Origin of the sequence: Ectothiorhodospira sp. 9100 (assembly GCF_022227565.1) — a bacterium.
Classification (GTDB): domain Bacteria; phylum Pseudomonadota; class Gammaproteobacteria; order Ectothiorhodospirales; family Ectothiorhodospiraceae; genus Ectothiorhodospira; species Ectothiorhodospira marina.
Genome location: NZ_JAJNAN010000031.1, coordinates 1 through 24,924, shown reverse-complemented (window position 1 = coordinate 24,924; position 24,924 = coordinate 1). Strand labels below are relative to the sequence as shown.

The 24,924-nt window shown below is 57.2% G+C and carries 26 protein-coding genes; 8 read left to right on the top strand and 18 right to left on the bottom strand.

Annotation, left to right across the window (positions count from 1 at the left end):
• The first annotated feature begins 88 nt into the window (after positions 1 to 88).
• The gene (locus tag LPW29_RS10415) at positions 89 to 1,558 is read left to right on the top strand and encodes an NAD(P)H-binding protein (RefSeq protein ID WP_238627956.1); all 1,470 of its coding nucleotides are present in this window, start codon (positions 89 to 91) and stop codon (positions 1,556 to 1,558) included.
• Positions 1,559 to 1,567: 9 nt separating this feature from the next.
• On the opposite strand, the gene LPW29_RS10410 is transcribed toward LPW29_RS10415, so the two are convergent.
• The 18 genes from LPW29_RS10410 to LPW29_RS10325 all read right to left on the bottom strand — a co-directional run bounded on the left by LPW29_RS10410 (position 1,568) and on the right by LPW29_RS10325 (position 19,659).
• Complete coding sequence (locus tag LPW29_RS10410; protein ID WP_238627955.1) at positions 1,568 to 1,921, bottom strand: hypothetical protein; 354 nt, start codon at positions 1,919 to 1,921, stop codon at positions 1,568 to 1,570.
• Between the two features lie 170 nt (positions 1,922 to 2,091).
• Positions 2,092 to 2,436 (bottom strand): flagellar protein FliT, encoded by a 345-nt coding sequence (locus LPW29_RS10405; RefSeq protein WP_238627954.1) that lies wholly within the window; start codon positions 2,434 to 2,436, stop codon positions 2,092 to 2,094.
• 114 nt (positions 2,437 to 2,550) lie between these two features.
• A complete protein-coding gene (gene fliS / locus LPW29_RS10400) occupies positions 2,551 to 3,000 on the bottom strand; it encodes a flagellar export chaperone FliS (protein WP_238627953.1) in 450 nt (149 codons plus the stop codon).
• Positions 3,001 to 3,079: 79 nt separating this feature from the next.
• Positions 3,080 to 4,537, bottom strand: a complete 1,458-nt coding sequence (gene fliD, locus LPW29_RS10395) for a flagellar filament capping protein FliD (RefSeq protein WP_238627952.1) — start codon at positions 4,535 to 4,537, stop codon at positions 3,080 to 3,082.
• Between the two features lie 85 nt (positions 4,538 to 4,622).
• Positions 4,623 to 5,003 carry a flagellar protein FlaG gene (locus LPW29_RS10390; protein ID WP_238627951.1) on the bottom strand — a complete coding sequence of 127 codons (381 nt, stop codon included), beginning with the start codon at positions 5,001 to 5,003 and terminating at the stop codon, positions 4,623 to 4,625.
• A 116-nt stretch (positions 5,004 to 5,119) separates the two neighbouring features.
• The gene (locus tag LPW29_RS10385) at positions 5,120 to 5,941 is read right to left on the bottom strand and encodes a flagellin domain-containing protein (RefSeq protein WP_238627950.1); all 822 of its coding nucleotides are present in this window, start codon (positions 5,939 to 5,941) and stop codon (positions 5,120 to 5,122) included.
• Positions 5,942 to 6,701: 760 nt separating this feature from the next.
• On the bottom strand, positions 6,702 to 8,594 hold the full coding sequence (locus tag LPW29_RS10380) for a motility associated factor glycosyltransferase family protein (RefSeq protein ID WP_238627949.1): 1,893 nt from the start codon (positions 8,592 to 8,594) through the stop codon (positions 6,702 to 6,704).
• 9 nt (positions 8,595 to 8,603) lie between these two features.
• Complete coding sequence (locus LPW29_RS10375; protein WP_238627948.1) at positions 8,604 to 9,005, bottom strand: hypothetical protein; 402 nt, start codon at positions 9,003 to 9,005, stop codon at positions 8,604 to 8,606.
• Between the two features lie 111 nt (positions 9,006 to 9,116).
• A complete protein-coding gene (gene pseI / locus LPW29_RS10370; protein WP_238627947.1) occupies positions 9,117 to 10,184 on the bottom strand; it encodes a pseudaminic acid synthase in 1,068 nt (355 codons plus the stop codon).
• Positions 10,181 to 10,843 (bottom strand): HAD family hydrolase, encoded by a 663-nt coding sequence (locus LPW29_RS10365; RefSeq protein WP_238627946.1) that lies wholly within the window; start codon positions 10,841 to 10,843, stop codon positions 10,181 to 10,183. The genes pseI (LPW29_RS10370) and LPW29_RS10365 overlap by 4 nt, the downstream gene beginning before the upstream one ends.
• Complete coding sequence (locus LPW29_RS10360; protein WP_238627945.1) at positions 10,827 to 12,380, bottom strand: GNAT family N-acetyltransferase; 1,554 nt, start codon at positions 12,378 to 12,380, stop codon at positions 10,827 to 10,829. Before LPW29_RS10360 ends, LPW29_RS10365 begins: the two co-directional genes overlap by 17 nt.
• Positions 12,377 to 13,090: a TylF/MycF/NovP-related O-methyltransferase gene (locus LPW29_RS10355; protein WP_238627944.1), complete on the bottom strand. Its 714-nt coding sequence runs from the start codon at positions 13,088 to 13,090 to the stop codon at positions 12,377 to 12,379. The genes LPW29_RS10360 and LPW29_RS10355 overlap by 4 nt, the downstream gene beginning before the upstream one ends.
• Positions 13,091 to 13,128: 38 nt before the next feature.
• Complete coding sequence (locus LPW29_RS10350; protein ID WP_238627943.1) at positions 13,129 to 14,148, bottom strand: methyltransferase domain-containing protein; 1,020 nt, start codon at positions 14,146 to 14,148, stop codon at positions 13,129 to 13,131.
• Positions 14,149 to 14,288: 140 nt separating this feature from the next.
• Positions 14,289 to 15,383: a pseudaminic acid synthase gene (gene pseI, locus LPW29_RS10345; RefSeq protein ID WP_238627942.1), complete on the bottom strand. Its 1,095-nt coding sequence runs from the start codon at positions 15,381 to 15,383 to the stop codon at positions 14,289 to 14,291.
• An 81-nt stretch (positions 15,384 to 15,464) separates the two neighbouring features.
• Positions 15,465 to 16,166 (bottom strand): pseudaminic acid cytidylyltransferase, encoded by a 702-nt coding sequence (pseF, locus tag LPW29_RS10340; RefSeq protein ID WP_238627941.1) that lies wholly within the window; start codon positions 16,164 to 16,166, stop codon positions 15,465 to 15,467.
• Complete coding sequence (gene pseC, locus LPW29_RS10335) at positions 16,163 to 17,320, bottom strand: UDP-4-amino-4,6-dideoxy-N-acetyl-beta-L-altrosamine transaminase (RefSeq protein ID WP_238627940.1); 1,158 nt, start codon at positions 17,318 to 17,320, stop codon at positions 16,163 to 16,165. Before pseC ends, pseF begins: the two co-directional genes overlap by 4 nt.
• A 4-nt stretch (positions 17,321 to 17,324) precedes the next feature.
• Positions 17,325 to 18,335, bottom strand: a complete 1,011-nt coding sequence (pseB, locus tag LPW29_RS10330; protein ID WP_238627939.1) for a UDP-N-acetylglucosamine 4,6-dehydratase (inverting) — start codon at positions 18,333 to 18,335, stop codon at positions 17,325 to 17,327.
• 475 nt (positions 18,336 to 18,810) lie between these two features.
• Positions 18,811 to 19,659 (bottom strand): flagellin N-terminal helical domain-containing protein, encoded by an 849-nt coding sequence (locus LPW29_RS10325; RefSeq protein WP_238627938.1) that lies wholly within the window; start codon positions 19,657 to 19,659, stop codon positions 18,811 to 18,813.
• Between the two features lie 433 nt (positions 19,660 to 20,092).
• On the opposite strand from LPW29_RS10325, the gene LPW29_RS10320 reads away from it, so the two are divergent.
• The 7 genes from LPW29_RS10320 (at position 20,093) to LPW29_RS10290 (ending at position 24,550) form a co-directional block, all read left to right on the top strand.
• Positions 20,093 to 21,244 carry a transposase gene (locus tag LPW29_RS10320; RefSeq protein WP_238627937.1) on the top strand — a complete coding sequence of 384 codons (1,152 nt, stop codon included), beginning with the start codon at positions 20,093 to 20,095 and terminating at the stop codon, positions 21,242 to 21,244.
• Between the two features lie 137 nt (positions 21,245 to 21,381).
• Complete coding sequence (locus LPW29_RS10315; RefSeq protein ID WP_238627936.1) at positions 21,382 to 21,936, top strand: coiled-coil domain-containing protein; 555 nt, start codon at positions 21,382 to 21,384, stop codon at positions 21,934 to 21,936.
• 313 nt (positions 21,937 to 22,249) lie between these two features.
• Positions 22,250 to 22,501 carry a type II toxin-antitoxin system Phd/YefM family antitoxin gene (locus LPW29_RS10310; protein WP_238627935.1) on the top strand — a complete coding sequence of 84 codons (252 nt, stop codon included), beginning with the start codon at positions 22,250 to 22,252 and terminating at the stop codon, positions 22,499 to 22,501.
• Complete coding sequence (locus LPW29_RS10305; RefSeq protein ID WP_238627934.1) at positions 22,498 to 22,884, top strand: type II toxin-antitoxin system VapC family toxin; 387 nt, start codon at positions 22,498 to 22,500, stop codon at positions 22,882 to 22,884. The genes LPW29_RS10310 and LPW29_RS10305 overlap by 4 nt, the downstream gene beginning before the upstream one ends.
• Positions 22,885 to 23,086: 202 nt before the next feature.
• Positions 23,087 to 23,596, top strand: a complete 510-nt coding sequence (locus LPW29_RS10300) for a hypothetical protein (RefSeq protein ID WP_238627933.1) — start codon at positions 23,087 to 23,089, stop codon at positions 23,594 to 23,596.
• Positions 23,490 to 24,035, top strand: coding sequence for a hypothetical protein (locus tag LPW29_RS10295; RefSeq protein WP_238627932.1), 546 nt, complete (start codon positions 23,490 to 23,492; stop codon positions 24,033 to 24,035). The genes LPW29_RS10300 and LPW29_RS10295 overlap by 107 nt, the downstream gene beginning before the upstream one ends.
• A 191-nt stretch (positions 24,036 to 24,226) precedes the next feature.
• Positions 24,227 to 24,550: a CCDC90 family protein gene (locus LPW29_RS10290; RefSeq protein ID WP_238627931.1), complete on the top strand. Its 324-nt coding sequence runs from the start codon at positions 24,227 to 24,229 to the stop codon at positions 24,548 to 24,550.
• The last annotated feature ends 374 nt before the right edge of the window (positions 24,551 to 24,924 follow it).

The following is a 24,924-nucleotide window of genomic DNA, read 5'->3' as shown; positions in this document are numbered from 1 at the left end:
CATCGCATATAGTCACCAACTTACAGCGGCACAATGACCCCGTCAATCCGCCGTCCCCCCCCTGTCATACCCAGGTATACTCGCCCTAATGCCCACCCCCTCCTGCCCCCTCAACACCCCCCGCATCACCGTGGCCGGTGCCAGCGGTTTTATCGGCACCACCCTGTGCCGGGAACTGGCAAAGGAATACCCGGTGACCGCACTGACCCGCTCCCCCGCTCGGGCCGAGACATCCGACCCCGAGGCCTGCATCCAGTGGCAGCATTGTGACCTCTTCTCCCAGGACGACGTCACCCAGGCACTGAAAGGATGTAACTACGCCATCTACCTGGTGCACTCCCTGGCCCCCTCTTCCCGGCTCACCCAGGCCGCACCCCGGGACATGGACCTGATCCTGGCCGACAACTTCGCCCGGGCCGCCGCCGCCAATGGCGTAAAACAGATCCTCTTCGTCGGCGGCTACATCCCCGACAGCTTCCGCATCTCCACCCTGCTGTGGAGCCGACGGGAAGTGGAAATGGTGCTCGCGGCCCATGGCGTGCCGGTTACCGTGCTGCGCGCCGGCCTGGTGGTGGGCCCCGGCGGCTCAGCCAGCCGACTCATGGTGGAACTGGTGCGGCGCATGGGCGTGCTGTTCATGCCGCCCTCGGCCCGCTCAGTCACGCGCCCCATCGCCCTGCAGGACCTGAACCGCGCCATTCAACATGCCGTGGGCCAACCGGAAAGATTCAACGGCCCCCACGACATCGGCGGCCCCCAGGACATCAGCTACGTGGATGCCCTGCGCACCACCGCCCGACTCCTGAACCTGAAACGCCGCTTCATCATCCTGCCCTGGCTGCCCGCCCGCATCGCCGCCCTGGGCGCCCGCTGGGTGACCGGCACACCCACCGACCTGGTCGCCCCGGTCATCGACAGCCTGCCCCGGGATACGGTCATCCGCGACAACCCCCTGCAACGGCACATCAACCCCGGCGCCATCCCCTTCGAACAGGCCCTGAACGAGGCCCTGGACCACCCCCGGCAACGCCTCAAACCCAGCCCCCGCCAGCCCATCCAGAAACGCACCCGGGCGCAGCTACGCCGCGACAGCCGGGTGCGCTCCATCCAGCGCATCATCCTCCCCCCAGGGCAGGACGCCGCCTGGGTGGCCGGCAACTACTTCCGCTGGCTCACCCAATGCTGCTGGCCCCTGGTGGTCACCGAAGTCATCGCCCCCGCAAGAGAAAACGGCCACCCCAACACCACCCAGCCCGATGCTGGCTACCGCATCCACCTGCGCCGGCCCCGCCTGAAAATCCTGGAACTCACCCACGACCCTGCCGCCAGCCACGCACGGCGCCAGGTCTACCGCATCACCGGCGGCCTGCTGGCAAGAAATGTTGAAGACAAGGGGCGATTCGAATTTCACACCGTGCTGGACGACCGCTACACCCTGGCCGCCATCCACGACTTCGCCCCCGCTCTGCCCTGGTACATCTACCTGTGGACCCAGGCCGTGGGGCACCTGCTGGTGATGCGGCGCTATCAACGGCATCTGGCAAGGCTGGCGCGGTAGGCGGCGGCCTCAGAGCAAACGGATCGCTGCCACCACCAGTCCACCCACTGTGGCGATAAAACCCATGAGCCACAGGAAATGCTGGTCGTGGCGCTTTTCCATGCGATCAAATCGACCATCCATCTTGTCGAGACGCCTATCCATCTGATCCAGGCGCTTATCCACCTGTTCGAAGCGCTTGTCCATCTGCTCAAATCCTTCCCGCATCAATTCCCGCTGATGCTTGAGCTCCTCCTCCACCCGCACCATGCGCTCGCGCAACTCCACCTCATACACCGCCGGTGGCTTGCCCAGGCTCTGCTCGGCCAGCCACTCACCGATGTGGGCCTTGATGAACTCGATGTCCTCTTTGGATAACGTCATGGCGGTCTCCCTGACCTTCAAGAATGGGCTTATGGTTCGATTGTGCCAGAACACCAGCCCAAACTGCATCCGGCCAGCGCTTTAGTGAGCTCAAACCCTGCGCGCCACTCCCCTCTCCCGCCTGCGGGAGAGGGGCCGGGGGTGAGGGCCGCCCATGCCAAAATCACCCCCTACCCCTTCTCCCCCCGCGACGTCCGATCATAAGCCCTGGCCCCCGCCGCCTTCTTCTGCACCTTCTGCAACTCCACCGCCAGATCCTCCCGGGCCTGCTCCAGCAGCGGCACCAGGGCCTCGTCCAGATCCCGTATCCGCGTCAGCCGCTCCGCCAGGGCGCGGGCAAGCGCTTCATGGCCCTCAAACACATCCACCCGGACACGCCCGGCCAGCTCACCCCGCCTCTCCTCGCTGCCCACCAGGGCATCCCACTCCCCCTGCTGTGCCCAGGTGATCCGTTGCCGCGCCAGGCGCTCAAGCTCCGCCGCTGCGGCCAGTACATCCTCCACACCCTGACTCATCACACCCTCCCGTGGGAGCGGCCCTCGGCCGCGAAAAGACATGCCCAAAACGACAAAGCGCCCGGAGTACAACCGGAGTACAAAATGCACCCCGGGCGCCTCAAATCCCTGACATCACTCCGCCGGCCGCGCCGCCGACTGATCACTCACCACCTGAGCGGTGGGATTCTTCCGCACCTCGGCGGGAATGGCTTTCCAGGCCTCGCGGATCTCGTTGAGCAATTGGGTCACCTCATCGAGGATCTCCACATCGTTGCGGGCGTTGGCCGAGACCAGGCGGCGCTGCATGTATTCGTAGAGGTTATCCAGATTAACGGCAATATCGCCGCCCTTGTCCAGATCCAGCCCGCCGCGCAGCCCGCCGATGATATCGAAGGCCTTGCCGATGAACTTGATCTTGGCGCTACGATCCCCCCGATGCACCGCACCGCGGGCTTGGGCCAGGCGGTCGATGCCACCATCGAAGAGCATCTCGATCAGGCGATGCGGATCCGCAAAGGAGGCGCCGGCAGCGCCCACCTGCTGATACTGGTTGATGCCTCTGTGCATGGCTGCTTGATTCATGGTTGGACGCTCCCGGCAGTCTGTAGTCCCATACCCCTGATATCGGCCAGCCAGAGGAAAAGTTTAGCCGCCACACACTCTACTTGTTGTTGCCCGGCAAGGCCTTCAACTGGTTATCCAGAAACTGACTGGTCTGGTTCATCTGGGCGATCATGGCGTCCATGGCACTGAACTGGGCCACATAGCGGGCCTCGATGCGCTCCATGCGGTATTCCAGGCGATCGCGATCATCTGCGAGCCTAGACATCTGTTCCTGCAAGCTTTCCGTGCGGTTATTGATAATGCTATCCCTACCGGTGAACTGCTCCACCACCCCCTGCATCCGCGCAGCAATTCCCGTTTCCTCCTGAGTGAATAAGGCAACCACTGCATCACGATTCTCAGTCAACCGCTCATCCAGTCGGGACTCGTTGATTGCCAGCGTGCCATCCCGCTGAGTGCTGATGCCCAGATCCGCCAGAGCACGAACAGCCCCATCCATGCCGTCCACCGGATTGCTGACCATGCGGGCCATTTGATTCTGAACCCCGCGGAGCGTGGAGTCGCCATTCAGAATACCGCTGGTTTCGGTGTCTGGGTTGTAGGCATTCAGTTCATTCAGCTGACCCCGTAAATCGTTGTAGGCTTCTACAAAACCGCGAATGGCCTCTAACGCCGTACCATCCTGCTCGGTCACCGACACGCGCGTTGTTCCAACGTCATTCAGTGTAAGATCTACACCATCCAGTACGTCACGCAACTCATTGGTCGGGCGAGTCACTTCCAAGCCATCCACCATCACAATGGCATCCTGTGCAGCGCGCAACTGCCTGAAGCCTCCACTGGTATCCTGATCCGCGGTGAGGTCTGTGGCATTAAAGCTGAGTTCGTTGAGCAGTGCTCCCCCACCCGCATTGACTGCAATCTGCGAGATGGCGTTTTGCTCGCCTGTCTGGGCGGTGCTTAGGGTCAGTCGGGGACCATTACCATCATCCACTACCGAGGCGCGAAGATTGCCGGACTGGTCGTTGATCGCAGCACGCAGATCCTCCAGCGTCGAAGCCTCCTCGGTCAGGGTAAAGGTTTCGGTGGTACCGTCCGCCAGCGTAATGGTGACGTCGCCGGCCCCCAATGCCGTGCCGCCGGCCGAGAAATCTGCCACTCCGCTAAAGAGATCCGCACTGGTCGCCAACCGTTGAGATTGTGCCAACTGGGTCACTTCAACTTCATAATTTCCGATCGGCGCATCATCACGGGCATTGGCGGTAACCATCCCTTCGTTCACCACCCGGGTTTCCACTTGCCGGAAATCCCCTGCACTACCAAGGCCATCAAGTGCAGAACCAAAACCCGACAGGGCACTTTTGAGTTTACCCAAACCCGAGATCTGCTCCTCGATGCGTTTTTCCTGGCTGTTGATGCGGTTTTCCCGCGGGGCCCGCTCGGCAGCCACCAACTGATCCACCAGCCCGCGTACATCAATACCGGAACCTATGCCCATGGATGTGATTGTACTCATGACAACCTCCTGCAAACTCAAAAGGGCGGTCAGCGCCACCACCCTCGCCAATATTCGACGAAAGCGGCGCGCGCCGCCTGAATGGACTCAGCGCCGACCTTTTACAAGCAATATCTAAACCAGGTCAGGCCTTCTCCTTCACCAGCAGACCACGCACCTCTTCCATATGCGCCGCCACGGCCAGGATCTCCTCCGGCGGCAACTGGCGAATGACCTCCTCGCTTTGCGAGTCCATCACCTTCACCACGGTACGCCCGGTGGAATCATCCACCGTGAACTGCAGATCGCGCTGGACCACCTGGACAAATTCATTGATGCGCTCAACCGCCGCATCCACCGATTTTTCCAGTTCGGCTGGGCTAGGGGCTTCGGGCCGCTTAGAGTCCTGACTCGGCTGCCCAGCATCGGCATTGGGCACGGGTTGCCCCGGAGGACCGGCATCTACCGGCGAAACCTTGCCGGCCACCTCCTGCCCACCGCCCTGTCGCGTCAGTGCTGGGTTCATGGGTACAACATTCATTCTCGTATCCATCTGCTATCTCCTCCCCCGATGGCGGGGAGAACAAAAGCCCGGGGGACGGTTGTCGCCCGGGCTTTTGTGTTCACCTCAAGCCCCGGGTGTTACTGGAGCAACGCCAGTACATTATTGGGGGCCTGGTTCGCCTGTGCAAGCACCGAGGTGCCAGCCTGCTGGAGGATCTGGGATCGGGTTAAGCTTGCTGTCTCGGCAGCAAAGTCGGCATCGAGGATGCGAGAGCGAGCAGCAGACAAGTTCTCCGAAGCATTCTCCAAATTAGAGACTGTGGATTCAAGCCGATTTTGAATAGCACCAAGGTCAGCCCGGAAGCCCGCAATGTCACCGATAGCCGAGTCCAGTGTGTCCAAGGCGGCACTTGCAGCGCCCTGCGAAGAGAGGCTCAACCCAGAAACACCAAGTGCACTTGCTTGTGCATCAATGCCATCTAATGAAATCTCAATCGTCTGCCCTGCATCCGCGCCAACTTGCAAGTTCAGTGCAGAAATACCGGTCAGAACTTCTTTACCATTAAATGTGGTCTCTTTTGCTACACGATCGATCTCCGATGTAATCTGAGCAACCTCCTTTTGAAGTTGTGCGCGATCAGTGTCTTCGAGTGTACCGTTGGCAGATTGAACGGCCAACTCTCTCAGGCGTTGAAGGTTGTTGTTTATCTCAGCAAGCCCTCCCTCTGCTGTTTGAGCCAGGGAAATACCATCGTTAGCATTCCTTGCCGCCTGATTCAATCCTCGGATCTGGGACGTAAACGACTCAGAAATAGCCAAACCCGCAGCATCGTCCTTCGCACTATTGATCCGCAGCCCCGAAGACAGTCTTTCCAGAGACGTTTGGAGTTGATTCTGTGTAGCATTGAGGTTCCGCTGAGCATTCAGCGAAGCAATATTGGTATTGATAACCTGTGCCATGGTCGTTCTCCTAAGCCTTGTGCGGGCCTCTCTCGGCCCTCTGGGTCTGTGAATCGGGAGTCCGTCACCGGCAGGTTTCGTCCCCCTTCAAGCCCGTTATCGGCACCAGGGCGGCAAGCTTTAGCCGCAGACGGCAAAAAATTTCCGCAGGAAGCTCTTGAAGTTGCCGCGCGTGACCGGAATGGGCTAAAAGCACCGGTTAACGGCAAGATGTGGCCGCTTATCGGGGTGGGGGGACAAGAAATTCCAGATTGAGCTGAAGCGATCCTCGGACGGGGGGGGGGGCGATTTCCAGCGCTTCAGAAAGGGGGAAGGAACATCTCTGATTGCCCGGAATCGCACCAAGGTGTTGTTCGTCAGTTGGCGCACGCCCGGAACTTCGATGCCATGGCACTGCGATGCGGCCTGCGCTGACTGCGGGCAGACCGTCTGAGGCGGGCTGTTGCCAGCTTTACGTGGTGCCAGGAGCGTAGGTGCCGCATCATACCAAGGAAAACGCCAGCAAAGGATGCCATGGCCGCTTGGAGACCGGCGCTGCTACGTGTTTGTGCGCTACGCGGCTTGCCGAAACCACCTCCTGGCCAATCGGGACTGCTTCGCAGCCATCAAGTCAACACGCCAAAGCCGTAATATCGCGCACCTAATCGCAAATGAGAATCATTGCTTATCGGAGACACCCCTGTAAGGGGTCGGCGGCTGTAGCAGGCTTCCATAAGATGATAAACGCTCGGGATGATACTCTATTTCTTTTAAAACCCTCTCAAACCTTTTTGTCTGACATTTTCTTATGGACCTCACTCAAGGTCTGTTCCAGCAGTTTAATCCCTTGATCGCAACCTTTCGCTACGTCTCGATAAAAACCCTGGGCAAGCGACAATCCTTGGCGGCTTGATAGGGACTCATCCTTTTCCTGCTTCTGCAGCACAGTATGAGCACCAATACGTGATCGGGAGGTAAACGCTTCCACCATAACACGAGCAGGATGCTTGAGTCGGCGGAATTTTCGGAAGCGAGTTTTGAGTCGGCTGTTTAGCTTGGCTGCGCCAGGCACGCCTTGTAGCTCGCCATTCAGGTCTTGTAATGATCCCAACTCCCCAGCAAGATGAACAATATCTTCAGAAAGTTCTTTAAACTCGGAAAGCTTCAACCGGAGGCCATGGAGTCTTCTTTTGAGCTCATCAGGCGTCGAGACTTCGAAATCACTTGGCCACAGACCATTGATATCAATGGCTTTATCACTCGCAAACATATTCAAGGCATCTGACAATGGTAACTGCCTCGCACCCTCGATATGTGCCCCACCCTCTGTGGAATTTATCACTCGCAGCTCAGGCTGATTCAGAATAAAACGCTCAAACCAGTGCCGATACACATCCATCTGCGAATTGGTAATGACCTTACCTCCATCATATCCCGGCACCTCACGCCAGCTCTTTCGCTTTTCTTCTGCGATGGAATCCACGGCCTGACGATAAGCGTTACCAGTAACATGTGTCTGGCCACCTGTAAATGCAAGGTCCTGCCCTACCAATATAATCGGATCTGCGGACAAGTTGACAGCAAATGAGAAAGCAGTATTAGCCACTGACCCGCCGGTAGGCAGGACGCCACGCTCTCCACATACTTGAGACATCAGAAGATCCACAGGATGAGTCGAGTGGCAAAAAATCCGACGTCCCGTAAATTGTTTAACAATAAGAGGATGTGTTCCTGCGTCTGCAAGCAAGCTGGCGCCCATCGATTCCATACCTTCAAAATGAGGGAGGTTACCTTCGAAGGGGTCTACTGTTACTACAAAATGAGGTTCAATATCGGCTTTTCTCAGAGTGCGCCATGCTTGCCCTACCGCAACCAGAAGAACTCGATCTTTAAAGGCGCGAATAATTTCCAGGTGTTGATCCAATGAAGGGCCAGCAGAAATCAATAGCAGAGGCTGGCCCTTCCATGCTCCACGTATATCCTGAATACCCGGAGCATCGGCCATATATGGAAGGTTATGAAATGTGTTACTGAGAAAAAGGTCTGCCGCTTTAATCTGAGTCGCCAAATGAACCTTCAGGGTTGTTAGAGCAGATCCCAATACCAATACAAACGGCTTGGCAAATGCCATATATCGACGAGCTATCGCTGGTGGAATCAATGCAGACCATGACTTTATGGTAACTGAATTCAGCGCGCGTACCACCTCATCCACAGCTGTCTGGTGATTGGATTGAACAACCCAAATCACTCTTTCTGAATTGAGCAAATCAGTGATATCGCGATGCTCCAACGCCAATCTGAATGCGGCGATATCAGGCTCTACCACAACGACCTTGGCACGGGGGTCTAGAGATGACAAGACAGACTCAATGTAATACCCAAGGCCAACTCCTAAAACGACCACCACCTCCAATTCAGCAGGATCCAACTCCTTATTCACCAGAGCATTGGCTTCACGGATCGGATCATAAGGACTGTGCAGATAGTAGGCCCCCTGATTGTCCCGGGCTTTCAGGGTCGGCTGTCCACGCCTTCCCATTTCTGATTCCAGATCTTCAAGCGAGCTTTTAGCCGCTAATACACGCTCCGCCAACTTGGGGTTACGGTGGTGCAAAGCCTCTATATTTGCCTGAAAGAGAGACGAAACTTCAACGCTTGCAAAGACGCTCACAGGCTCCCCCTAATGAATATTAGACTGGCTGAGGACATCCCCTACAGCACTCTGAAGCTCTTTCAGTGCAGGGATTAATTCATACTCAACGACATCAGCAACCAGTACAGCATCTTGTGCATCCATCCCCGCCACCATTGGTTCAAGTGCTGCAGCCAGCCGGGACTCAAAATGATGGAAGGCATTGGCAAGATCGGCATTAGCAGAGTCAAGTAGTTTACGAGCGGACGAGGCATATTGTACTAGCCCTCCCAAACCATCTGCCGCAGAAGCCAATGATGATATTGGTTCAACATTGCGCCCAGCCCGCAACGGTACCAATAGGCCTTCAAGCACTGGAATGGAACGTTCGAGATACTCATTGACCTCCTTGCTGCTTTCCTTGAGTATCTCGGACTCTTGCTGATTCATCATAGTGACTCCAGTTAGTTTTTCAGGCTATCAGTCCACGTAACCAAACCGATTCGAGTTTAAAAAATAGACCTCCGGTTATGGCCCTTTTTGATTTTTGCGCCACCGTGGTCATCCCAACTGCTCCCACACAAGAGGCGTACCTCTTTTAAGATCACGATTCACTCGCCTACCCAGCAAGACCTCATAGTAGGAGGGGGATAATCCGCTACCAGGCCGGATAGAACGCATATTTTCATGAGTTAACCTATCCCCTGCCTGAATATCCTCAACCGCATATAGAGAGCGCCGAAACCTCATGGACGCCCGCTCAGCTTCAGTAGGCCCGTAGCAGACGGTTCCCAGCGATTGCCAGGCTCTCTCAGTTTCAATCACGAGTTGCCGCATTTCCCTCGGCTCCAAGGAGAAGGTGGAATCGACCCCGCCATCTGCACGATCAAGCGTGAAGTGTTTTTCTACCACACTTGCACCATGGGCGACAGCCGCCACGGCCACCCCAACGCCCAGGGTGTGGTCGGATAGGCCTACTTCACAGCCGAACAACGCCCGCATATGGGGTATGGTGAGTACATTGCTGTTTTCTGGCGTAGCGGGATAGGTGCTGGTGCACTTGAGAAGTACGAAGTTCTCGCAACCATAGTCGCGCAGCGTACGCACTGTTTCGTCCAGTTCCGCCAAGGTGGCCATGCCGGTGGATAGGATCACGGGTTTGCCTGTGGCGGCCACCTTGCGGATCAGGGGGATATCGGCATTTTCAAAGGATGCGATCTTGTAAGCCGGGGTATCCAGTTCCTCCAGGAAGTCTACTGCGGTGGCATCAAATGGGCTGCTAAAACAGATCATGCCCCGCTGTTTGGCCCTGCGCATAATGGGTTCATGCCATTCCCAGGGAGTTTGGGCCAGCTTGTACAGGTCGTAGAGGCTTGTGCCCTGCCAGGGTGTACTGTCGTCGGCCAGGAAAAATTCGCCTTCCTGGATATCCAGTGTCATGGTATCCGGGGTGTAGGTTTGCAGCTTGAGGGCGTGTGCGCCGCTATCGGCGGCTGCGTCGACGATCTCCAGGGCACGCTCCAGAGATTGGTTATGGTTGCCCGACATCTCGGCAATGATGAAGGGGTGATAACAGCTGGGCTGCTTTATAGTCGAGTTCGCTGCTGTCCTCATGACAACTTGAGTCATTGACCCAGCACCTCTGGGAGAGACGCCAGGTCCGGGATGGTGGTGCGCGCATCATAGCCGGGACGCGCCACCACGGACGCATGCGAGCCGGTATTGACACGCACGGTCATGGCGCCCACACGGTTGAGACCGACGAAATCCTTTGCGGGATTGTCGCCCACATAGACCATGTCGCACCACTCACAGCGCTCTGCACGGCGAATGATCTCGAAGCAGTGTAGCGATGGCTTGGCGTGGCGAATACCAAAGCGATGGGTGATAAAGGTGCGTTTGAACATGGGGGCGAGCCCGAGTGCTTCGATCTTTTTTTGCTGCACCACCTTGTGTCCGTCAGTCACTAGGTACAATGGCCATCCTCCTATATAGTACTTGAGCACCTTGTATGCTAAAGGGAACAGCGTGATCTCAGGCTGGTGATGCCGGTATGTGCGCACGCATGTGGTCACGCGAGTGTTCGAGTGCTGACCATGTGTATGAAGCCATGCGTCAAATACCTTACCCCGACCGTGCTGCAGCAGATGGGCCTGCATGAAGGCGAGCGACTGCGCAGCGTCCCACCCGAATGATGCCTCGCCGAAATGCGCCACAGCGCGAAGACCGCTAGTGACGTAGCTCATTTCGTCGTACAGGGTGTCGTCGAGATCAAAAATCAAAATCATGAAGCACACGATCGACGGGCACACGAACCTGCCGGATCTCGCTCGGGGCACGGTGAAAGATGGGCGTTGTGGTGTCGCCCAACGCTTCGGCCAGGCTCCAGGACAGGGAATCAAGCCCCACAGCGATGGATGCCGTTGAGGCACCGCCGAAGCGCGGATTACACTCGATAACCTGAAGCGCGCCTTCCACAATGATGGCCTGCAGGACCACGGGGCCACGCAGTTGCAGGGCCGTCAGGACGCGCATGGCTTGTTTTTCAAGGACTGCATCCCGGAACGTGGTGGTGACCTGCGATTCGCCTGACACAACACGATCCCGGCGTCGCAATACGACGCCTGCCACCTGGCCATGCTTGTCGATCCAGCCATCTATGCTGATTTCAGGCCCGGTCATGAATGGCTGGAAAATGGGGTCTTTCAGTCCTCGGGCATGTTCGATTGAAGCATCTCGCGAAAGGTCAATCCCGATCCCGCGCGACCCCGCACCAAAGCGTTCCTTGACCACCAATGGAGCGTCACCGAAAGGATCCGGCGTGTCCGCGGCTGGAATGATGGGCAGGTGTGCATCCCTGCCGAAAAGTGCGAATGCCAGCTTATCCCGGCAACGCGCGATGGCTTCTGGCGAGGATACGATCACCTCAATGCCGGCCTGAGCCAATACTGTGCGGTGACGGGCCCAGAAACCCAGCTCGCCGTCACGGGTGGGCAGGACGATTGATATAGCGCGGGCCCGGCATCCTTCGATCAGCTCCGTTAAAAGGTTGTTGCTGAGGCGGGGCATCTGCCAGAAGCCGTCGGCTTCCCATCGGGTAGATACCATGGGATCTGTGTCGCCCGCAATAATCTGGATGTCCTGACCAAGCCTAATAGCAGCGTCTTTCAAAGATCGAATTATAGGTACTTTTCGCGATGAAGAGGTTACCAGCACACTCGTATCCCGTGCCGAGGGACTTCGGCTTCTCGCTTCATGCGAGAGAATACCGTGTATCAAGGCGTCGGCTGGTTGTCCGCCTACCATCACGTGTTTGCGAAGCCTGCCTTCCAAACGATGTCCAGCAGCCTCTAAACCTTTTAGATGAACTACTCTGTGCTCATAGGTTTCAGTTATCAACTTTTTAAGTTGAAGATCCTCAAACGCCAAATCCTGGATCAATAGAAGGTATCGAGAGAAATGATCCAGAAGTGTTTCAGGGTCGCGTTCGAGATGGGGTTCAAGTAGAAAGGAAATCTCGGCGCGCCGATACGGCCAAGAAATGTGCACAAGCCCCCCGTACCCAATCAACTGTCCATGGCGCTCGATAGCTAGAAGAATTTGCTGAGGCTGAAGCACACCCATGTCGGGCCAAACGTGTTCAGCAAAGTAGCGTTGCTGATCCTCCGGTGTGATGGCCGCACTTTGGCGGAGCACGTCCATTTGAGCATTGCGCCACTGACGGATGGATTCGATGTCCTGCGGACCCACTGCACGCAAAGACAAATCCCCATCGTGCAGCCGGGGTCTGGGCATGATTCGATAGTGGTTTTCGGTGAACGTCATTCCACGACCAAGTACGAAGTCAGGGGATTCGAAGGGTCCCGGCGAATTGCGTATCGCGACAGACCCAGCACCTCGCGCACGGCGATGGTTTCACCAGGTAATTCAGGTGTGTTGAGCTCGTCGAAGGCCAGCACGCTGCCTTTGGTCAGGTAAGGCTGGAGCGCTTCCAGGCAATCCCGCGTGGGCTTGTACAGATCGAAGTCAAAATAAGCCAGTGCAACCACGGTTTCGGGATGGTCGCGCAGATAGGCGGGAAGTGTCTCCGTGGCATCGCCTTGCACGAGTTCGTGCTTTTTCTTGTGGGGGATCGGCGAACTTTGAGTGTGGATATCCAAAATGGTATCGAGCTCCTGCATCCAATCGGCCACTACTGCATAGTCACCGGTCTTGACCAGCCCCCCGTCCTCAGCCGCGACCGAGGGAAAACCCTCGAAGGTATCGAAGCCGATGATGCGGCGGTTGTAGTTGAACGGCTCGTGGATGCCCCTGAGTGACGAGAACAGTGCCATATTCTGACCCCAACGCACACCGAACTCCATGATGACACCATGCACCGGGACGATCATTTCGTAAAGTTTTTGAATGAAGTTGATACGTGAAAGCGTCTGCCGTGTGAGATAGAGGCCCAGATTGTCGATCAATTCGCGATCGGGCACACGCGAACACCTCAAGCGCCCGACCAAGTCGAGTTTGCGTTCGGCCTCGGTCATGGTGGATCCACCCAGAGTATGAATGGTCGGCTGATGTGTCATGACGGTTGGCTCTCGGGTTGGGGGCGCAGGTACGCCGTGATGTTTCGTCCCAGACCGACCTCGGCCAGAGACGCATAGAAACGGTTTGCCGCATCAAGGCCAGCCATGCCGATCAAGCGTTCCAGCCCGAGGCGAGCCTGGTGGGCAGCGGTTCCGCGCGATCGATCGGCCACGTAGTTGGAGCCCTCATGGGCGAGATACAAGTCGATGGGGAAATCGCCCTGCAGGGCCAGGCATTGCCAGCCGGTGGCTGCAGCGGTGCGCTTGAGGCTGTCGGCTGTGAAGTAGCTGATGTGGTCTGGGATGGCGATCCAGAACCGATTGGGGATTTGACCGCTCTCCAGTAATGCCTCGTGGTAGGCGTTGCCATCGTTGGGGACCGTCACCACAAGCAGACCATCGGCCGAAACCAGGCGGCGCAGCGACTGCAGCAGGCCTACAGGGTCCAGCACGTGTTCGAGCACGTTGCCCAGCCAGACAAGGTCGTGCTTCTCGCCAGCCGCAATCCTGGCGTCTAGCAACCGGAACACATCGCCCTGCTGTACGAACTGAGCGCAGTCCGGGTTCATTTGCTCGACGCCGGCTCGACTGAAGTCGATACCGGCAACTTGCCACCCCAGCGATCGGAAATAGCTGATGGCAAAGCCTTCACCGCAACCTACATCCAGCATGCTACAGGGGGTCTCGCGGCCCGTGAGCCCCGCAACCTGCGCCGCGCGCTGGGCGATGCGCAGGCTGATGACCTCGGTTTCCAGGGCTGAGTAGCGCTTGCGGTAGTTGCCGGATTCGTTCTGGAAGTAGGTTTGCTCGTAGTAGTCCGCAAGTGCTTGCGGCGATGGCTTGTCTGCAACTTGCAGAAAGCCCAGTTCGTGCTTGCAAAGTGTCGAATCGGCCATATTAACCCGGCGACCATTCATATCCGTCGCTCTCCCGGTAAGTTGCTGATTTTGCGAAAGGTAAAGCACGAAATCAAGTGATTTGATTGCCGGGTTAATATTAACCCGGCGACCATTCATATCCGTCGCGCTCCCGGCAAGTTGCTGATTTTGCGAAAAGTAAACACGAAATCAAGTGATTTGTTTGATTGCCGGGTTAATAGTATGCCTTTTTATTTGGTTATGCAGGTGCGTATCCGGAAGCATTCCGAGTCAAATCGCTAGCGTAGAGCGCTGCCTTCTTCCGAGTAGCCTGTGATCATTTCAAAGTTCAGCGGTTCTCCAAAGGAGAGATCGCGCGCCGCGCGTTGCCCAAGCACAGCGTCGAGGTGCTTGGGTTTTAGACCGTTGGCAGGCCGAATTGAGCGTATGTTGTCGAGCGTCAGCACCTCCCCTTTAGCGATGGGCTTCACCACGTACAGAGATCGGCGGTTTCTGAGCACGCTAGCCTCCGATGTCGTGGGCCCGAAGGTGGGCCTGCCGACGGCCGCCTGCGCGATACGTGCCGTTGTCACCAACTCGGCCAATTCCTGAGGCTCGAGCGAAAAGGCGCTATCGACGCCGCCGTCGGCGCGTGCCAGGGTGACGTGCTTTTCAATGAAGCTCGCCCCCATTCCGACCGCAAGTGCCGATACCGTCGTGCCCAAAGTGTGGTCGGACAGGCCAACCACCACGTCAAATCGCTCGGCCAGGGCCTTGATCGTCACCAGGTTAGTTTCCTCGGGCGGTGCAGGATAGGCCGCTGTGCAGTGCAGCACCACCAACTCGGTCGCACCTGCGTCGCGTGCCTCTTGGATGGCGTCTCCGATTTCCTCCAGCGTTGCCGCCCCGGTGGACATCACGATCGGCTTACCGGTATGCGCGACCTTGCGAATCAGCGGAAGATCAATGAGCTCCGGCGAGGCGATTTTGTAAGCGGGCGCACCCAGTTCCTCAAGGAAGTCTACGGCGGTGTGGTCGAATGGCGAGGAAAAGATCGTGATACCGATACGCCGCGCGTGCTCGAAGATGGGCGCGTGCCACTCCCAGGGGGTGTGGGCCTCTTCGTACAGCTCGTACAGGCATCGTCCGTTCCACAGCCCCCCTTTGACGATGAACTCATCGCCATGATGGTCGATGGTGATGGTGTCGGCCCGGTAGGTCTGCAGTTTGACGGCATCAGCGCCAGCGGCCTTGGCCGCGTCTATGATGCGTAATGCCCGCTCCAGATCGTGGTTATGGTTGCCCGACATCTCAGCAACGATGTAGGGAGGTTCTCCGGTGCCGATAGAACGCCCTGCGATATTGACCCGTGCATTGGCCGATTCGTGTTTCACCTTGCTTTTTCCTGTGAATTAGGTCCCGTGCTGAATGAACCAAATCATATGTAGTCGGGATGAGTAGCGATAATAAAAATCTTATGGGATATCTCGCTGGCTATCGATGACGGGCTTCAGAAATTCGGCACGCTTCCAGTCATCTTCCGTATCGATATCCTGCACGCGCCACCTAGGCAGGATGAAAGGCTTGCTTGTGGGTCCAAACATCGTTCTTTGCTCTAGCCAGGCCTCTGGTCTGCCCCAGTAGAACTGCCCGGCATCATGCAACGCCTGTGGCAGATCTTGAGATCGTTTCTTGAAGTGCTCCGGGAAGAACATATCAACACCACCGTCCTGGCGCTGTGCAAATGCACGAAAGATAGGAGAAGCGAATTCCGTGGCGGTAAAGCAAAAGTCCCAATGACCTTCGGTCAGGGTTTCAAGACCTGCCTTTAGGTCTATTGCTGTAACGAATGGGGCCGTCGCATAGAGACAACAGACGGCGTCGATGCGCCAGCCCTTGTTTTGTGCCCAATCCGTCGCGTGGGCGATGACTTCGGTTGTGCCGGCATGGTCATCTGAAAGATAGCCCGGGCGACGGAAGGGGGCTTGAGCGCCCGCTGATGAGGCAACCGCGGCAATCTCGTCATCATCCGTTGAGACGATAATCTGATCAAATACGCCACTTTCCCACGCAGCCTCGATCGACCATACAATCATCGGCTTACCAGCAAACTCCTTGATGTTCTTGCGAAGGATTCGCTTACTGCCTCCACGAGCGGGGATGATGCAAAGATTCATGACTGAATTGCCTGGGTGACCGCACGGATGATTTCTTCTTGGGTATGGTCGGTAAGCGTGGGGAACATGGGTAAACTGACTGTTTCCCCGTAATAACGCTCCGCCTCAGGGAAATCTCCGTCCTGGAATCCCATGGCTAGATAGTAAGGCTGGGTATGCACAGGGATATAGTGAACATTTACACCCACTCCGCGTTCACGTAGCCGCTCGAACATCGTTCTACGCGACACACCTGCTTGAGGGTTAACTCGGATCGTGTAGAGGTGTCTTCCCGACACACATTCCGGCCGCTGCCAAGGTGTCGTCACGGGCAGATGAACCAGTGCCTTGTCATAGTGCATTGCCAACCTATTACGTCGGGCCACGTAGGTATCCAGACGTGCCAGCTGTTGCAGGCCTAGCGCCGCTTGGAGATCGGTCATACGGTAATTGAAGCCCAGTTCAATCTGTTGGTAGTACCAGGGCCCGTCTGGATTTCCCACCATCTCTTGCGGATCCCGGGTGATGCCGTGGCTGCGCAGTCGTGCCATACGCTTGGCAATTTCCTCATCATTGGTCACGGCCATGCCACCCTCAGCAGTAGTGATGATCTTCACGGGATGAAAGCTGAACACGGTGATGTCGCTATAGCGGCCACAGCCCACCGGTTCGCGTTTGTAGCGACCGCCGATGGCATGGGATGCGTCTTCAATGATATGAAAGCCGTAACGCTTACTCAGAGCATGAATGGCGACCATGTCGCAGGATTGCCCGCACAGGTGAACAGGCACCACGACCTTGGGCAGACGTCCTTCGCGTTCTGCCACGGACAGCTTCTCAGCCAGCGCTTCGGGGCTCATGTTATAGGTAAGGGGGTCGATGTCGACGAAGTCGACCCGAGCGCCGCAGTAAAGCCCACAATTAGCCGAGGCGACGAAGGTAATGGGACTGGTCCAGAGCCAATCGCCGGGGCCAAGGTCCAGCGCCAGGCAGGCGATGTGCAGGGCGCTGGTGGCACTGTTCGCCGCCACACCGTGGGCCGCGCCGCAGTAGTCGGCCACCGCCTGCTCGAAGCGAGGCACCATGGGGCCCTGGGTGAGCCAGTCGGAGCGCAGCACCTGCTCCACGGCCTGGATGTCATCCTCGGTGATGTCCTGGCGACCGTAGGGGATCATGGCTTCATTCCGGCAGCGTGGGGTCTATGTGCTGGCGGATCAAGGTACGCAGCTGCTCCACGGTAAGAAAGTCCTGATTGGTACCGCTGCTGTAGGCGAAACCGGGTTCCACCGGGTGGCAGTCATGGGTCTTGCAGTATTGCTCGCGGGTGTATTTGGAGGCCATGGGCAAGATGGCGAAGTACTGGCCCAGGTCGACCGTGTTATAGCTGTCGCTGTCGGTGATCATTTCCTCGTGGATCTTTTCCCCGGGTCGAATGCCGATGATGGGGTGTTCGCAGTCGGGACCGATAGCCTTGGCTACGTCAGTGATCCGGTAGCTGGGGATCTTGGGGACGAAGATCTCACCGCCCTGGGCATTTTCCAGTGCCCAAAGGACCATGTCCACGCCTTCTTGGAGGCTGATGTTGAATCGCGTCATGGCAGGATCGGTGATGGGGAGGATGCCGGTCTTGCGTTTTTCCAGAAAGAAGGGGATCACCGATCCGCGGCTGCCCATGACATTGCCATAGCGCACTACCGAAAAGCGGATATCCCGTTGGCCGCGGATGTTGTTGGCGGCGGTGAAGAGCTTATCCGAGCATAGTTTGGTGGCACCGTAGAGGTTGATGGGCGCGGCGGCCTTGTCGGTGGACAGCGCGACGACGCTCTCAACCTCGCTGTCCAGGCAGGCTTCAATCAGGTTCTGGGCGCCAAGGATGTTGGTCTTGATGCATTCGAAGGGATTGTATTCTGCGGCCGGGACCTGCTTGAGGGCCGCGGCGTGGATGACGGTGTCGATGCCATGCAAGGCGCGGTGCAGGCGGTCCTGATCGCGGATATCACCAATGAAATAGCGCAGGCCGGGGTAGTCCTTGGTGCTGAAGGTCTGCTCCATCTCGAACTGCTTGAGCTCGTCCCGGGAATAGATCACCAGGCGTTTGATGCCGGGGTAGCGTTCCAGCACGGTGCGGGTGAAGGCCTGGCCGAAGGAGCCGGTGCCGCCGGTGATAAGGATGGATTTTTGGTTGAACATTATCTTGCAGGATTTTGCCTTGGGTGGCTGGATCAAGGCGGCAGCCGTCGCCAATCCATTACTGAAGAGAACCTCTAAGAATCGGATTTTCTGAGAGTCCTATCCTACCGTAACAGAAACAGAAGTCCATGGCTTATAGGCGAAATCTTCATCTCAAAAGCACCATTGATGAACCCTACTCAGACACTACTACTCCACCCCGGCGGGAATTCATACATATTAAACGCCATCGGAATCATGCATTGATCCTTGTGGATAGATCCAGAGCCAGAGGATTTACACCATATTGCTCAAAACAAACTAAACTTAGCCCAATCGGGTTCATCTCAAAATCCCGGACTAAATTGCATTTTTGGTCAATTTTGACCTGACATGCAAATGCTATACTAGTAGTTGAGATTAGCATGAGGTCGTTAAATGGGGCTCGATCTAAACCAAAGACCGAACCCCACCGCCGCCTTCTCAACGAAGTCACCTACCCTTGTAGTAACTGAAGCACATTTTGAGGAGCCTGGTTTGCCTGTGCCAAAACTGTAGTACCAGCCTGCTGCAATATCTGACCCCGAGTAAGTGCCGCCGTCTCTGCCGCAAAATCAGCATCCTGAATTCTAGAGCGGGAGGCTGAAAGATTTTCAGCTGTATTCATCACACTCTGAATCGTAGATTCAAGGCGGTTTTGGATAGCACCAAGTTCAGCTCGCGTCTCAGCCACTTGCATGATTGCCGCGTCGATGGCATTAATTGCAGAGGTCGCATTATCATGACTATCTACTGCAACGCTTGCTAATGACAAGCCGCCACTCACCCCTAAACCACTCGCCTTGAAATTATAGTCACTAAAGTCAATAGTAATAATATTGTCTTCGTTGGGCCCTACTTGAAGTTTAAAATCTGTTCCGCCTGAGGCATTCAAATATGCAATATCATTAAATGTAGTCTGTTCGGCAACTCGGGTAATCTCGGCAGTAAGGGATTCAATTTCATCTTGTATTAAGCCCCTATCATCATCTCCATAGGTATCGTTAGCTGCTTGAACAGCTAACTCACGCATCCTCTGTAAATTATTTGTAATCTCATTAAGAGCACCCTCAACGGTCTGAACCAAGGAAATTCCATCATTGGCATTTCTGGCGGCCTGGTCGAGCCCTTTAATTTGTGCAGTCATCCTTTCTGAAATGGCCAAACCGGCAGCATCATCTTTGGCGCCATTGATGCGGAGCCCCGAAGAAAGACGCTCTAATGATACCTGTAATTGTTTTTGCGTAGTACTGAGGTTGCGCTGAGCATTCAGCGAAGCGATATTGGTGTTAATGACCTGGGACATGTCGGTTACTCCCTCTCAATTCAAGCGGCGGTATACGATGCGCCTATGGTTGCCATGCCTCGGCATTGACCGCTGCTGGAACGGTTATCAACCTGCGCATGCCCCATCAAATGCAACCATCGTGCCACATTGGAGAGCGGGCAAGAATACAGATTTGAGTCATGCTAAACCATTGTTTTAATTTAGAAAATATAGGCATCGGTCGAGCTTACCCCAAGTAGGCAACTTTTATTAGAGCTTGGTGCAAGGGCATAAGCTGCGGGTGATAACGGCTTCATTTTTCCAGTGCATGGCATGATTTTGCCGCCCCCATAGACTGAATGCCTTCATCAGAAGGTGGACACCATCAAATGGACCCTGGGTGCCCAGTACTCTTCTTTAGGACACCCATTTTGATATTGACTCCCACCCACCACCCCACTAAGCTCATCCCATGACCCAACCCCGCGCCTCCCAAATCTGCCTCGATGACACGCCCTGGTATCACGTGGTGTCCCGTTGCGTGCGGCGGGCGTTTCTCTGTGGGCAGGACTCGGTCACCGGCAACGACTATGAGCATCGACGCGGGTGGATAGAGGATCGCGCCCTGGGGCTGGCTTCCGTGTTTGCCATTGATGTGGCCGCCTACGCGGTCATGAGCAACCACTACCACCTGGTGTTGCGGGTGGATGCCCAGCGGTCCAGACACTGGGATGCCAAAGAGGTGCTGTCACGCTGGACGCGCCTGTTCAGCGGCCCGGATGTGGTGCAGCGCTACCTGTCGGATGCTCGGGAGACGCTTTCGGCGGCGGAGATGGCGCGCGCCGAGGAATATGCCGATGAGTACCGCGGCCGGTTGCATGATCTTTCCTGGTTCATGCGGGTCTTGAACGAGTCCATTGCCCGCCGTGCCAACGCGGAGGACAAGGTGCGGGGGCGGTTCTGGGAGGGGCGTTTCAAGAGTCAGGCACTACTGGACGAACAGGCGTTGCTGGCCGCCATGAGCTATGTTGATCTGAATCCGATTCGGGCGGGGGGGTGTGAGGGCCTGGAGGACAGCACGTACACCTCCATCGCCCGCCGATTGAGTCAACCTCAGGAAGAGGCCACGGCCACCCAGGTGGGTGAGGTCGTGCCCGAGCGCGAGGATGACTGCCCTCCCCTGCTTCACAAAACCAACACAAACACCCCCACAGACCCGGCCATCATCAGTGGCATCTTCAATAGTGAGGTCCTGCGTGAGGAGCGTGTGCTGCGGTCGTTGCAGCCAGCTCCGCTGATGCCTTTTGACGGCACGGGCCGATTCGAGGCGGGCATCCCCTTCTCATGGCCGGATTATATGGAACTCACGCAGACCCTGGGCCGCTGCGTTCACCCCACCAAACGGGGACGCATTCTGGAAAGCACACCGAAACTGCTGGCGCGCATGGGCATGGGGACTGAAGCCTTTATCGCGCACGCTGGCGATCTGTTTCATTCCTTTGGATCGGCCATCGGGGCACCGGCGAGCCTGGTGGATCTGGCGGCGCGAAGGCAATGTCGGTATCTGCGGGGTATCCGGACGGCTCGGGATATGTTTGGTCAGGAGCTTTTAGCAGCGTCTTGACCACCGGGCTCCAGTAGCCCGTAGGGGAACGGTCATATCCATCCGGCCGACGTGGAGACAGCAAAGGTCACGTCGCTTGGCGTTCAGCCTATCGCTTCATCTGGCACCCCCAACCAAGCGGTGTCATACTGCCCGCCATGACCTCCGTAATCGAACTCTACGAACAGATCAGCAGCGCCCCGGACGAGAAGACCCGAGCGCGTTTGATCGTGGAAGCCATCGAGCATGTGGAACGCCGTTTCCCGGCCGTGAATGATCTGGCTACCAATGCATCGCTACGGGAAACTGAACTGCGGTTGCAGAAGGAAATCGAGCAGCTGCGGGGGGATCTCCAGAAAGAGATCGAGCAGTTGCGTGGTGATCTTCAGAAGGATATCGAGCAACTGCGGGGGGACCTTCAGAAGGAGATCGAGCAACTGCGGGGGGACCTTCAGAAGGAGATCGAGCAGTTGCGGGCCGAAACCCGGCAGATGGAAGGCAATCTCAGAACCGAGATGAAACGGATCGAGGGCGACCTCAGTACCGAGATGAAACGGATCGAGGGCGACCTCAGTACCGAGATGAAACAGATCGAGGGCAACCTCAGAGCCGAAATGGGTCGCCAGAAGGTGGATACCATCAAATGGACCCTGGGTGCCCTGCTGGCCCATACCGCCCTCATCCTGGGTGGCATGCGCTATTTCTTCGGCTAGGGCTCAGTCGAACTGGCAAGCCCTGTAATGACCCTGCAAACAAAGGCGACCGTGGGAGCTGCCCCCGGCGGCGAAAGGCGGTGTGCACAAAGGCTTGAGCCCCCCGCCCCCCCCAATCGCGGGCAGGCCAGATCCTGCAGCAGGCGGGCACTATTCCCGAGATGGCGGCCACTGCCGGGCGGTATGCACCAGGGCCAATACCCACACGGTTTTTCGCGACCGAGGGCCGCTCCCACGGGAATTTCCCCAGTGGTGACCACTCTTCAAAAAGACTAGACTCACCAAGTCTAGCTAAAAAGATGAGGATGCCAGCATGGATACGGTCAATATCCACGAAGCCAAAACCCAGCTCTCCCGGCTTTTGGCGCGTGCCGCGATAGGAGAAACCGTGATCATTGCCAAGGCGGGCCGCCCCATCGCCAAGCTCACGCCCATCGACACTCCGCCGGCCAGCAAGGCCCGTCGCCTTGGCTTTCTCAAGGGAGCCTTTCAGATCCCCAACGATTTCGACACCATGGGCGGCGACGAGATCGCCAGGATGTTCGGTGGCGACGATCGTTCATGATTCTGTTACTGGATACGCACCTGCTGCTCTGGGCGGCCGCACAGCCAGATCGACTATCGGCAGCGGCACAAGAGAAGCTGATGGACGAGAACAACGCACTCTGGTTCAGCGCTGCCAGCCTCTGGGAAGTGACGATCAAGGCTGGCCTGGGTCGTTCGGACTTCCGCATGGATCCACATCTTCTGAAACGCGGCCTGATTGACAATGGCTACACGGAACTCCCTATCACCAGCACCCACGCCCTTGCCGTCCACCATCTGCCGCCCATCCACCGTGACCCATTCGATCGTTTGCTTGTTGCGCAGGCCGAAAGCGAGGGCGTGCTGCTGCTGACGGCCGATGAGACTGTTGCCCGCTATCCCGGCCCGGTCATGCTGGTTTAGACATAATCGACAGCACTGCTCGGGATATGTTTGGGCAGGACCTTTGGGCAGCGTTTTGACGACAGGGCTCGCAGTGGCCCGTACGGGAAACGATATCAGTGCCCTCCGCTTTTCGCGGCCGAGGGCCGCTCCCACCCTCTTGGCTTCCATTCCATCGGCGGTGGCTTTGGTAGAAAATGATGCTTTGTCAAAGGAGTGACTCATGAGCGATCAAGACAGTCCCCGGCGTACCGATCACGATAGTCCCTGGAAGGATGCCCTGGAATCCTATTTTCAGGAGTTTGTGCAACTGTTGTTCCCGGCGATCCATGGGGAGGTGGACTGGTCGCGGGGGTACAGCCCCATGGACAAGGAGTTGCAGCAGATCACGGCGGATGCCAACAGCGGTCGGCGCCATGCGGACAAGCTGATCAAGGTCCATGCCCGGGATGGGGGCGAGACCTGGGTGCTGGTTCATGTGGAGGTGCAGGGTGAGCCGGAGGATGGGTTTGCCCAGCGGATGTATACTTACCAGTATCGCTTGCGGGACCGGTACGGGGTGGATGTGGTGAGCCTGGCGGTGCTGGCGGACACCAGCCCCGGTTTGTTGAGCTTTGGCGTTCCCCATGACCAAGCTGATCGACTGGGAGGCGCGCTGGGCGGATCTGGAGGTCAGCGAGAATGTCTTCGCCCTGGTGGTGATGGCACAGATCAAGGCCAAGCGTCTGGATGATGGAGAGGCGCGTCAGCGGGCCAAGGTGGGCTTGATTCGTTTGCTGTATGAGCGGGGTTACAGTCGGGTTCAGATTCAGCGGCTGTTCCACATCATCGACTGGATGATCCAGCTGCCCAGGGAGCTGGAACGGGGTTTTCTGGAAGTGGTCTATGCCATTGAGGAGGAAAAGCGTATGCCTTACATCAATACGGCGGAGCGGTTGGGGATTGAGAAAGGGATGGAGCAGGGACTTGAACAGGGGATGGAGAAAGGACTCGAGCAAGGCCACCATCTGGGTGTTGCGGATACCCTGCGTAAGCTGATTGCCTTGAAGTTTGGCGAATTGCCCGCCTGGGCCGATGAATGCCCGAGTCAGGCCAGCGATGAGCAATTGGATGAGTGGGTCGTCAAGATCCTGTCCGCTGAGAGCCTGGAGGCACTCCTGGGCAAGCATTGATCACAGAACCTCCTGGGCTTTTCTGGCGCACGGCGGGCAGTTGCTTGATCAACGTCGGTGGCCATTTCTGTACCGTGCCCCCCCCCCACCACACCGAGGTCTATGTCAAACTAGCCGTAGACCACATCGCTTGACGTTCAGCTTATCGCTTCATCTGGCGCCCCCAACCAAGCGGTGTCATACTGCCCGCCATGACCTCCGTGATCGAACTCTACGAACAGATCAGCAGCGCCCCGGACGAGAAGACCCGAGCGCGTTTGATCGTGGAAGCCATCGAGCATGTGGAACGCCGTTTCCCGGCCGTGAATGATCTGGCTACCAATGCGTCCTTAAGGGAAACTGAACTGCGGTTGCAAAAGGAGATTGAGCAGTTGCGGGCCGAAACCCGGCAGATGGAAGGCAATCTCCGGGCCGAGATGGGGCGCCAGAAGGTGGACACCATCAAATGGACCCTGGGTGCCCTGCTGGCCCATACCGCCCTCATCCTGGGTGGCATGCGCTATTTCTTCGGCTAGGACTCAGTCGAGCTGCCAAGCCCTGGAATGAACCTGCAAACAAAGGCTACCTTGGGAGCTGCCCCCGGCGGCGAAAGGCGGTGTGCACAAGGGCTTGAGCCCCCTGCCCCCCAATCGCGGGCAGGCCAAATCCCGGCAGCAGGCGAGCACTATTCCCGAGATGGCGGCCACCGCCGGGCGGTAGGCACTAGGGCCAATACCCACACGGTTTCGTCATCGATCTCATGCACGAGGCGATAGCTTTCGTACGGTATCAGTGCCCTCCGCTTTTCGCGGCCGAGGGCCGCTCCCACCTACCCGGCTTCCATTCCATCGGCGGTGGCTTTGGTAGAAAATGATGCTTTGTCAAAGGAGTCACCATTACGGGGTGGATG